Below are 10783 nucleotides of genomic sequence, written 5' to 3'. Positions count from 1 at the left end.
CCCCCGCCTTTGCTTATTTCTTCTCGATCAGATCGTAGAACTGCCAGGTCCGGTCGGACCAGAGCCCACCGATGTCGCGGCCGGCGGATGTCACGATCGACGGCGCGATGGTGAAGTGGTTCGCAGCCACCATCATGTCGCGAAGGGTGCGCTGGATCACGCCGGCCCTGAGCCCGGCCCCGCCGGATGCGCGATAGGCGAAGTTGCAGACATCGACGCCGACCTCGTGGATCTGGGCCTTGGCCAGATGAACAAGGCTGACCTGGCGGGTGGTCATCATCTTGCCCGCCTCGGCACTGGCCTCGATATCGCCCCAGACCTCCATGACGAAGGCGCGCGCGGCGCGATAATTGGCTTCCGCGCGACCGTAGTCGTACCAGAACTTCTCGCTTTCCCCGAGCATGCCGGCCCGACCGGACTTGCTGCGGGCGAATTTGGCGATCTCGTCCAGCATGCGCCGGCCCGTGCCCATGGCCCAGCCGGTGTGACCGATCGATGCAAGACCGACAATGCCGAGGCTGAACAATTCCTTCAGACGCTGCGGCGGCGCCGACAGGATCGGAAACACCAGGTCATCGGGAATGAACACATCCTTGGCGGAATAGTCGATCGAACCGGTGCCCTTGAGGCCGAGCACATCCCAGTTGCCAAGCTGTTCATGCTCGCCGATCGGAGCATGGGCGCACATGACGATGACATTGCCCTCGGCATCCTTGGCCGGCTTGCCATTGCCATCATCGACGAAGCAGGCCGAATGTGACCAGGTCGCGTGGCTGAAGCCCGAGCCGTAGCTCCACTTGCCGGTCAGATCGTAACCGCCATCGACCTTCTTGAGCATGCCGAGCGGCGCGCCCTGGCCCGAGAAGCGATTGTCGCTGCCGGGTTCGAACAGCCGTTCGACCGCGCTGTCGGGCAGGAACGCCGCCGACATCGCGCCGATGCAGCAATGCACCATCGACACCCAGCCGGCCGAGCCCGACCACCAGGTCACCGCCTCGATCAGTTGCAGAACCTCGGTCGGACGCATCTGCGCGCCGCCAAGTTCTTCCGTGGCCATCAGATGCGAGAACCGCAGCGGTTTCAGCGCCTCGAAGCTTTCCTTCGTCAGTTCGCCCGCTTCCTCGTCCGCCGGTGCATTGGCTTCAAGCGTCGGGCCGATTTCCTCGATCTTTTTCAGGATGTCGCGATAATCGACGCTGTCGCCCCAGTATCCGGGCTTTACATGTTTGTTCATGTCATCTCCTCCTACGGTGTTTGTCCGGCGAGAAAGTCGCCGATTTTTGTCACGCTATCCGGCTGCTCCTGAAGCAGCAGATGGCCGGCGCCCTCGATCAGCAGAGCCTGGCCGTTCGGCAATTGCTCCACCCACAAGGGCATTTGGCTGGCCGGCAGAAGCCTGTCCTTGTCGCCCCAGACCACCAGCGCCGGATTGGAGATCCGGGCGAGCATGCGGCGCAGATTGGGGTGACCCATGCCGAAAGGCGCGCAGATCCGCCCGACGGTTTCTCCCTCGCGGGCGCGATCGGCGCCGAACTTTTCGGCGAAAGCCGGATCGGACCCGTCGGGGAAATATTGCAGCGCCACCTTGGGGTCGTGCGCCAGAAAGCCGGGAAGGTCCTGCGGCGCGATCGATCCGAGATCGGTCGCGGGATGGTCGGGATCGTTGAGCCCGGCCGGCGCGAGCAGCACGACACGGTCGAACCGGTCGCCGGCGACGGCGGCCAGTTCCGTGGCGAGCCAGCCCCCCATCGAGAAGCCGATCAGATGCGGCTTTTCCGGCAGGTCCATCGCGTCGAGCAGGTTCAGATAATGGATGATGATATCCATCGACCCTGAAACATGCGGTGCATCGCCGGAATAGCCCATGCCCGGATGGCTCGGGCAATAAACCCGAAACCGGTCGGAAAGCCCTTCGGCGAAATCGAAGCCTTCCAGCGTCGCCGCGCCATGCAGGAACAGCACCGGCTTGCCCTTGCCGATGGCTTTCACCACCGTATGAACGCCGCCGATCTCGTATTCTGATGTCTCAAACTGAACAGTCATATCCTCTCCTTCAGACAAGTTCGGGCTGGATCAGCACCTTGCATTGCGTGGTGCGTCGGCGCAGGCCTTCGAAGACCTGCGGCACGGGCGAAAGGCCGATGCGGTCGGTGATGATCGCCTGCGGTGCGACCACGGCTCCCTTAGCAAGCGCGTCGAGCGCCACGCCGAATTCATTGCCCTGATGGAAAAAGGCCGAAAAGATCAGGTCGATTTCCTTGGAGAGCGCCACGAACGGGTCCCATTCATCGCCGCCGACGCAAAGCCCGACGCCGATCACCTTGCCCTGCAGCCGGACAGCCTCGACGGCCGCCTGCAGAAGGCCGGGCTTGCCGACGCATTCGAAAACGATATCGGGCGGGCCGCCGCACTGATCGCTCAGATTTTCGGAAAGACCCGCGCCGGAAAGCGCAAAGCCCGTCGCCCCCAGAGCGCGCGCGCGTTCGGCCTGATGATCGTAGAGATCGGCCATCACCACGCTCGCAGCCCCCAGCCGCCGCGCCCAGAAGGCGACCAGCAGACCGATCGGGCCAGCGCCGAGAATGGCGACGCGATCGCCCGGCTTCATGCCGGAGCGGACGATGCAATGCAGCGCCACCGAAAGCGGCTCGGCGAGCGCGGCATCGCTTGCCGCAACGCCTTCGGGAAGCACGCGGCACTGACGCGCGGCAACGCAGACATAATCCGCATAGCCGCCGCCGATCAGCGTCATGTCCGGGCAGCGCGCCGGATCGCCGGCAAGACAACGCGCGCAGCGACCGCAGCCGCGCATCGGCACGACGGCAACCAGATCGCCCGCCTTCAGCATGTCGACGCCGCCGCCGGTTGCCACGACCTCGCCCGCGATTTCATGGCCAAACACAAAGTCGCCGGCAATGCCGAAGGGCTCGGGATCGAGGCTCATATGCAGGTCGCTGCCGCAGATGCCGCAGGCGGCCACCCTGAGCACGACCTCGTCGGGCGCCGGCGTCGGATCCGGCCTGTCGCCGACGCGCAGCGGCTGACCGACGGTGTCGAAGATGACGGCCTTCATGCGCTCTCCTCCTTCTCGACAATCAGATGGCGCCGGATCGGAAACCATGGCGCGTCCCAGCGTTTGGAGATCATCCCCCAGATGCCGGTGCGGGCATAGAGCGCGACCAGCACCGTCATCACGCCGAGAACGATGAAGTAGCTTGCGCCGTATTCGCCGAAGTAACGATCCGCGATGAAATAGATGAGCGCGCCGATCAGAACGCCTTCGATCGTGCCGATCCCGCCGATCATCACAATAAAGATCGCGACATTGGACCACATCGGGTCAAAGGCCGAGGCGGGATTGATACGCAATTGCGCCATGAAATAGACCGAACCGGCAAAGCCGCATCCCACGGCGGCCGCGATATAGACCATGAAGCGCAGGCGGCGGACATTGACGCCCTGGCTTGCCGCCGCCACCGGGTTGTCCCGCATGGCGATCAGCGCGAGGCCGAAGCGCGAGCGCAGGAACCAGTAGCCGCCGCCGATGGCGACGAAGATCATCAGCGCGCAGAGAAGCGACATGGCGATGTTGCGCTCAAAGGTGGAATAGTCGCGCATCACGCTCAGGGACATGCCGGCCCCGGCATTGACCCAGCCAAGATTGGACGCCACGAGACGGAACACCTCGGCGACCACCCATGTACCGATGGCGAAATAGGGCCCGTCCAGCCGGTGCAGCAGCATGTAGCAGGGAACGGCCAGCACCGCGGGCGCCAGCAGCGACAGGCCGATGGCGAGGAACGGGTTGATGCCGAAGGTCTGCGCCATGACGAACAGCGCATAGCCGGCCGCGCCCATGAACGCCTGCTGGCCGACCGAGACCAGCCCGGCATAGCCGGCGAGCAGGTTCCACATCTGCGCCGCCAGAATGTAGCAGCACAGTTCGAGCACCATGCGGATCGTGCCGGTCTTGGCCCACCACGGCATGGCCGCGAGCGCCACCAGGGCGAACATGAACAGGCTCAAGGCGATAATCCCGGAGACGGTCTGACGCCGAACCTTGATTCTGATCTGCGCTTGATCCGCGCCGGGTGCGATAGAATGAGAAGTCATGGTTCACGCTCTCCCGAACAGGCCCTGGGGGCGCACGGCTAGAATCAGCAGGAAGACGAGATGGCCGGCCAGAACGCCGAAGCCCGGATCCAGGCGAAAGCCTACAGCCTGGGCGATGCCCAGCACCATCGAACCGGCGAACGCGCCCCAGACCGAGCCCATGCCGCCGATGATCACGGCCTCGAAGGCGTAGATCAGCTGCGCGCCGCCATCGGCAGGCGCAACCGTCGAACGCAGCGCCTGAAACACGGCCGCAAAGCCGAGAATGCCGACCGCGATTGCCGTTGCCGTGGCATAGACGGTTTTGGCGTTGACCCCGGTCATCGACGCTGCCTCGACATCCGCGGCGGCGGCCCGGAGCGCCCGGCCGAAACGCATGCGCTTCAGCATCAGGTCGAGCGCCAGCGTCAGGCCGACAGCAACCAGCAAAACGAGCACCGGCAGAAGGCCGATATAGATGCCGCCGATCTGGATCGACTGGCTTTCTATCCCCCCGCCCGGCAAAGAGCGGCTGTTGGCCGACCAGATCTGCAGCATCAGGTTCTGCAGCGCCAGCGACAGGCCGAAGGTCGCGATCAGCGACGGCAGCGGGTCCTCTCCCACCACCCGGTTCAGCACGGCGCGCTGGAGAAGCCAGCCCATCGCCACCGCCAGCGGCACCAGCGCCGCCATCACCGTGAACGGACCGAGCCCGAAGGCCGAGGCCAGAGAAATGCCGATCAATGACAGCAGGATCACCAGATCGCCATGGCTGACATTCACGATCCGCATGACCCCGAACATCAAGGCCATCCCAAGCGCATACTGCGCGTACATCCCGCCCAGCAGGATGCCCTGTACAAGTGCGTCAAACCACTGCATGGCCACCCCCGAAATAGGCTTCGCTGATCTGTTCGCGCGTGACATCATCGGAGCGTCCGCTCAGCGTCACGCGCCCTTCAAGCATGCAATAGAGCCGGTCAGAGGCGCTCTTCGCCAGCCCGACATCCTGCTCGACCAGCACGATCGACGTCCCCTGAGCCCTGATTTCCGGCAGAACGGCGTAGATTTCGCGGATGACCTTAGGCGCGAGGCCGAGGCTGATCTCGTCGCACAGCAGAAGGCGCGGCTGGCACAGCAAGGCCCGGCCGATCGAGACCATCTGCTGCTGGCCGCCGGAGAGGTTTTGAACCGGCACGCGCCCCTTCTCCACCAGTATGGGAAAAAGCTGCTGCACCCTTTCCAGCGTCCAACCGCCCTTGCGGCCCCTGCTGCCGACCTGATCGATCGCCACCCGCAGGTTGTCGTTGACGGACATGCCGGTGAACAGCCGCCGTCCCTCCGGAACGATGGCGACCCCTTTCTGCACCATCTGGTCGGTAGGCGTGCCGCCGATGGGGCGACCGTCGAGGCTCACCATGTCCGGCTTCACCGACAACAGCCCCATGACCGCCCGCAGGAAGGTCGACTTGCCGGCCCCGTTGGCGCCGATCAGCGCGATGATCTCGCCTTCGTCGATGGCGACATCGACATCGTAAAGCGCCTGAAAATCGCCGTAGCGGGCGACCAGACCATGTGTTGACAACAATTCCGTCATGCCTCGACCCCCATGTAAACCCGCATGACATCGGGGTTCGCGATAACTGTCTTGGGATCGCCTTCCGCGATCTTCTCGCCGAAGTTCAGCACCAGAAGCCGGTCCGCCACCGCCATCAGCGCATGCAGAACATGCTCGATCCAGATGATGGTGACGCCGCGATCGCGGATCTGCGCAATCAGGGCGACGAGCTCCTTGGATTCCTCGTCGGTCAGCCCGCCGGCGATTTCGTCCAGCAACAGAAGCTTGGGCCCCGAGGCCAGAGCCCGGGCAAGCTCCAGCCGCTTGCGGTCCAGGAGCGGCAGGGACCCGGCCAGTACATTGGCCTTGTTCAGCAATTCGCAATCGCTAAGCACCTGCGCGCAAAAATCATAGCTTTCGGCCTCGGACCTACCGCCGCCGAAGGCCGAGGCGACGAGCAGGTTTTCGAAGGTCGTCATTCCCGAATAGGGCTGCGGAATCTGGTAGGTCCGGCCGATCCCCATCTGGCAGCGGCGGTGGGGCGGCTCGCCTTTCAGCAAGACCTCCCCAAGCCTGATCTCTCCGCCGGAGGGCTTCAGATCGCCGCTGATCATGTTGAACAGCGTGGTCTTGCCGGCGCCGTTCGGGCCCAGTATTCCGAGAACCTCGCCGCGATAGACATCGAAGTCGACATCATGCAGCACCCGGAACGCGCCGAAGCTTTTCGATACGTTCCGGGCCTGAAGAAGCCGTTGGCGGTCGCCTGTTGGCTGTTGCATCTGCATCCTACCAGTTCAGCGCCACGATCTTCTGCTGCGGCTCGAACAATTGGTTGACGCTGTTGTCCACGATCCTGAGGTCGTAAGGCCATTTCTCGCCCTTGACCCACTGGCCGCCGAAGATCGGCGTGGTGCAGACATTCTTGTGCGGCTGGCCCGAAAAGTTGATGTGGCCGACCACGGTGTCCAGATCGGTCGCCGCCAGCGCCTCGCGGTTGGCCTCGCGATCCAGAGGATCGGCCGAGCGCTTGAGCACGTCGATCGCGACTTCCAGAACGCTGTGCGAATAGCCGAGCGGCTGCGTCCACTGCCGGTTCTGCTCGCTTTCCCACTGATCGGCGATTTCCCGGCTGGTCTGCCCGGTAATCGAGGACTTGAAGGGGAAGGCGGGCGTCCACCAGACCTCGGTCGTCATGCCGTTGCCGAGCGGCCCCATCGCCTCGACGCTGCCGGGGAACAGCAGCGCCGCCGCCACGGTCACCGCTTTCGGCTTGAACCCTTGTTGGTTGCACTGGGTGACGAAGGTCTTGAGGTCGTCCGGATAGGTGATGCCGCCGATGATATCGCAGCCGGCCTGCTTGAACGTTGCGATCTGCGCCGAAAAGTCATTGGTGCGCGGCTGGAAATAGCCGGGGATGGTGACCTCGTAGCCCGCGGCGCGGGTCGGCACGGGCAGGCCGTATTCCTCGTTGCCCCAGGTTTCGCCATCGATGTTCTGCGGAAACAGCATGCCGACCTTGCGGTTGGTCTCCAGCCCGTTCCACAGGCCGACAAACGTGTTCAGCGCCTCGTCCAGCCCCCAGAAGAAATGGTAGGTCCAGTCGAATTCGCCGCCGCCGCGCGGCATGATCACGGCCTGCCAGGGCGCGCCCGCCGAGATCGACGGCGTCTCGTAAAGCTCGGCCTGCTCCATGGCCGGCAGGATGGTGTCGGTGGTCGATGCCGGCACGAGAAGATGGACTTCGTCGTTCAGGATCAGGTCGCCGGCGATTTCGGCCGCCTTGTTCGGGTTCGACTGGCTGTCACGCTCGAGAATTTCAATCTCATAGACGTCGCCATTGGCCGATTGCAGTCTGCCGCCCAGCGCCTCACGGATTTTCTGGACGGTATAGCCGTCGGTTTCCCCGAACAGGCCGAGCGGCCCGGTTTCGGGGGTAATATAACCCATGCGGATCTTGCCCGCCGTCTGGGCGCGCAGCACCGCCGGCGACCCCAGAACGCTCGCCGCAAGGCCCGCACCCATGCCGCGCAGCACGCCGCGACGGGTGGGCCGGATCAGTTTGTTGATATAAGCCATTTCTGTTCTCCTCTCCGATATATTTCTGGCGCATCGCCCGCCGCTCCCTGGCCGGCCGCGCGCCCATTTGCCTGTCAGGTCATGCGGATCAGCGAGCCGCCATCGATGACCACCAGTGAGCCGGTCATGTAGGATCCGGCCGGCGAGGCCAGCAGCAGGGCCAGGCCCTTGATGTCCTCGACATCGCCGATCCGGCCGATCAGGGACTGCGCTTCGAAAGCCGCGCGGTCTTCCTTGTTACGCAGGCGGCCGCCGGCGATATTGGTGATGAACGGGCCCGGCAGGATCGCGTTGACGCGGATGCCGTAGGCCCCGAGTTCCATCGCCATGTGGCGGACGAAATGGTTCACCGCGGCCTTTGCCGGCATGTAGGACGTTCCGACGATGCTCTCGTTGATTTCCGAGGCGATCGAGGAGGTCACGATGATCTGCCCGCCGCCGTTCGGCTTCATGTGGCGCACGGCGTTCTTGACCGTGCTGTAGACCGAAGTGAGGTTGATCTCGATGCCCCGGTCCCACTGTTCGTCGGGGATGTTCTCGATCGCGCCGTCGGGATTGCGCTCGCCCGTGGGCGTCATGAAACCGGGCCCCGGATCGATGCCGGCATTGGCGTAGACCGTGTCGATGCGGCCGTGTTTTTCGGCCACCGCGTCGAACGCCACCGCCAGACCGGGACGGTCGGCGACATCGACCGTCAGGCCCCAGACGTCACCGCCCGTGGCTTTGATTTCGCTGACGGTCTTCTCGGTGCCCGCCTGATCCAGATCGAAGATGCAGACCCGCGCGCCCTGCGCGGCCATGATCTCCGCATAGGCGCGGCCGATGCCGCTGGCCCCGCCCGTCACGATCACGGATTGACCGCGCACGTCGAACATCTGTTCAAGCATCGTCAAGACCTCCCTGCCTGCTGATATGTCAACAGGAGACCGCCCTTCATGCAGGGGCAGTCATCATCGATCCGGAACGCCGGACCGACCTCCTCCTGTTTTCGCGACCGCCCTTCTCCCTGGGGCAAGATCGCGCTCCTGACGCACATAACGCCGTCATAACCGGATCAAGTCAAATGCGGAAAACAGCGGAAAATATAACTCGCCGCTATATTGATCGCCGTGACCCGCTTCTGTCGCGGTTTTCGGCGGCGGCCGGGTTCACCGGGCCGCGACAAGCGTGTGGTTTTCGCCTTCGCTGTTGAGATAGCGTCGGACGGGGAGCGGCAGTCTCGGCGATCTCTCCGGGATCAGGCCGCACGCCTCCAGCAGTCCGCGTTTGTCCGGGTTCGGCCCGACCGCCCGCCAGATGGCGCGCGTGGAATAGGGCAGGTTCTCTTCGCGCCAGGAAACGCCGGTGGTCACGCCGCGCAGATAGGTGCGCTGGTGCTCGGCGAACGGCATCAGCGTCGTCTGACACAGGAAGGAATGCTCGCTCATGCCCCGCTCGACGATAAACAGGCGGTTGCGCCAATAGGCGGCCAGCCCGACATATTTCGAGAACTGACGGATCTCCTGGTCTCCGTCATGGATCCGTTCGATCGATTTCACCGTGATCTGGCCGCCCCGTTCTTCGATCCTGGTGCAGCTTTGGACGATTTTCCCAGGCCATGACAGGCTTTTGTGGTAAAGCTCGTAATAGCCGACATACTGGCGCAGTTCCTGCAGGTCGCCGGGGAAGCCCTCCCGCAACACGAAATCCGGGCCGACGGTTTCCGCCGGCGCCTCGAGTATGCTCTGGAAGCGTTTTTCCGACGCCAGGAAATCCTGTGGCTTCAGACCGAAATAGCGCGCGATTTTCCCCGTATTATAAGGTGACGGACGGGATTGTCCCGCGAGATAGCGGTTGAACTGCTGCCGGTTGATGCCGATTTCGCGACAGATCGCCGTAATCGACGGCCGGGTATTGCAGGCGAACCGCAGATTGGCCGCAAAGTGACTGTTATCGCGTGATATCATCGGGTATCGAGCCTGGCCATGGTAGCGTCAATTAGCGTCAAACCGCTTCAATAAGCGAAGTTGTCTGGCTTCCGCAACCTGCTTATGTCTTCGCCCATGATTTTTGACGGTCTCGTCAACTGCGCCTTCAGGCATTCCGCCACGGCATTTTTCGACTATCATGGCCGCTTTCTTGCGGCGGCACGCACGCAATGCTTACAAACAGGGGAAACCAGATGAAAAACAAGAAAGCCTCCATTCCGCAGACCGGCCTCAACCGCCGCACCTTTCTCGCTTCTGCCGCCGCCGCCGGGTTCGCGGCCACCGCTTCCGGGCTGCTGATCCCACGCGAGAGCCTTGCGGCCGACGAACCGCAGCGCGGCGGTCACCTCGTTCTCGGCCTCGACGGCGGCCAGACCACCGATATTCTCGATCCCGGCACCTATGCCGGCAGCACCATGTTCCTGGTCGGCTTCACCTGGGGCGACCGGCTGGTGACCACCGATCCGGTATCCGGCGAGGCGTTGCCGAGCCTAGCCGAAAGCTGGACCTCGTCCGACGATGCGAAGACCTGGACCTTCAAGCTGCGCAAGGATGTGCGCTTTCATGACGGCACGCCGTTCACCGTCAACGACGCCGTGCAGACGCTGCGACGCCATTCCGACAAGGATTCCACCTCCGCCGCCCTCGGCCTTCTCGAAGAGATCGAGACCATCGAGGAAAGCAGCGGCGATCTGGTGATCACGCTGAAGAACGGCAATGCCGACCTGCCGCTGATGCTGACCGACTATCATCTTCAGGTTCAGAAGAACGGCGGCATGGATGATCCCAACAGCGCCATCGGCACGGGCCCCTACAAGCTGGAAAGCTTCGAGCCGGGCATCCGCATCACCTTCACGAAGAACGAGGATGACTGGAACGAGGATCGCGGCTTTGTCGACAGCGTCGAGGTTCTCGTCATAAACGACAACACGGCCCGCATCGCGGCGCTCTCCTCCGGCAAGGTGCATTTCATCAACACGCTGAGCCCGAAGACGATGTCCTTGCTGTCGCGGGCGCCGAATATCGAAACCATCAGCACCAAGGGCAAGGGTTTCTATTCCTTCCTGATGCATGGCGACACCGCGCCCTT

Annotated in this window: 11 protein-coding genes; 1 reads left to right on the top strand and 10 read right to left on the bottom strand. The window is 63.4% G+C overall.

From position 1 onward, the window contains the following. Positions 1 to 13: 13 nt before the first annotated feature. The 10 genes from B4E36_RS13145 to B4E36_RS13100 all read right to left on the bottom strand — a co-directional run bounded on the left by B4E36_RS13145 (position 14) and on the right by B4E36_RS13100 (position 9672). Positions 14 to 1234, bottom strand: a complete 1221-nt coding sequence (locus B4E36_RS13145; RefSeq protein ID WP_292054015.1) for an acyl-CoA dehydrogenase family protein — start codon at positions 1232 to 1234, stop codon at positions 14 to 16. Positions 1235 to 1245: 11 nt separating this feature from the next. Then, positions 1246 to 2043 (bottom strand): alpha/beta fold hydrolase, encoded by a 798-nt coding sequence (locus tag B4E36_RS13140; RefSeq protein ID WP_292054013.1) that lies wholly within the window; start codon positions 2041 to 2043, stop codon positions 1246 to 1248. Between the two features lie 10 nt (positions 2044 to 2053). Beyond that, positions 2054 to 3073 carry a zinc-dependent alcohol dehydrogenase gene (locus B4E36_RS13135; RefSeq protein ID WP_345900449.1) on the bottom strand — a complete coding sequence of 340 codons (1020 nt, stop codon included), beginning with the start codon at positions 3071 to 3073 and terminating at the stop codon, positions 2054 to 2056. After that, positions 3070 to 4113: a branched-chain amino acid ABC transporter permease gene (locus B4E36_RS13130; protein ID WP_292054009.1), complete on the bottom strand. Its 1044-nt coding sequence runs from the start codon at positions 4111 to 4113 to the stop codon at positions 3070 to 3072. The genes B4E36_RS13135 and B4E36_RS13130 overlap by 4 nt, the downstream gene beginning before the upstream one ends. Before the next feature lie 3 nt (positions 4114 to 4116). Further along, positions 4117 to 4974 carry a branched-chain amino acid ABC transporter permease gene (locus tag B4E36_RS13125; RefSeq protein WP_018064637.1) on the bottom strand — a complete coding sequence of 286 codons (858 nt, stop codon included), beginning with the start codon at positions 4972 to 4974 and terminating at the stop codon, positions 4117 to 4119. Further along, positions 4961 to 5689: an ABC transporter ATP-binding protein gene (locus tag B4E36_RS13120; RefSeq protein WP_345900448.1), complete on the bottom strand. Its 729-nt coding sequence runs from the start codon at positions 5687 to 5689 to the stop codon at positions 4961 to 4963. The genes B4E36_RS13125 and B4E36_RS13120 overlap by 14 nt, the downstream gene beginning before the upstream one ends. Continuing rightward, a complete protein-coding gene (locus B4E36_RS13115; RefSeq protein ID WP_345900447.1) occupies positions 5686 to 6435 on the bottom strand; it encodes an ABC transporter ATP-binding protein in 750 nt (249 codons plus the stop codon). The genes B4E36_RS13120 and B4E36_RS13115 overlap by 4 nt, the downstream gene beginning before the upstream one ends. Position 6436: 1 nt before the next feature. Next, the gene (locus B4E36_RS13110; RefSeq protein WP_292054001.1) at positions 6437 to 7726 is read right to left on the bottom strand and encodes an ABC transporter substrate-binding protein; all 1290 of its coding nucleotides are present in this window, start codon (positions 7724 to 7726) and stop codon (positions 6437 to 6439) included. 74 nt (positions 7727 to 7800) lie between these two features. Next, positions 7801 to 8613 (bottom strand): SDR family NAD(P)-dependent oxidoreductase, encoded by an 813-nt coding sequence (locus B4E36_RS13105; protein WP_292053999.1) that lies wholly within the window; start codon positions 8611 to 8613, stop codon positions 7801 to 7803. A 261-nt stretch (positions 8614 to 8874) separates the two neighbouring features. After that, positions 8875 to 9672, bottom strand: coding sequence for a helix-turn-helix domain-containing protein (locus B4E36_RS13100; protein WP_292053997.1), 798 nt, complete (start codon positions 9670 to 9672; stop codon positions 8875 to 8877). A 215-nt stretch (positions 9673 to 9887) separates the two neighbouring features. Here B4E36_RS13100 and B4E36_RS13095 point away from each other — a divergent pair. Further along, positions 9888 to 10783 (top strand): ABC transporter substrate-binding protein (locus tag B4E36_RS13095; protein ID WP_345900446.1); only part of this gene is annotated, 896 nt, incomplete at its 3' end.

Source organism: Martelella sp. UBA3392, assembly GCF_002358775.1.
Classification (GTDB): Bacteria; Pseudomonadota; Alphaproteobacteria; order Rhizobiales; family Rhizobiaceae; genus Martelella; species Martelella mediterranea.
This window is presented reverse-complemented; position numbering and strand designations above follow the sequence as displayed.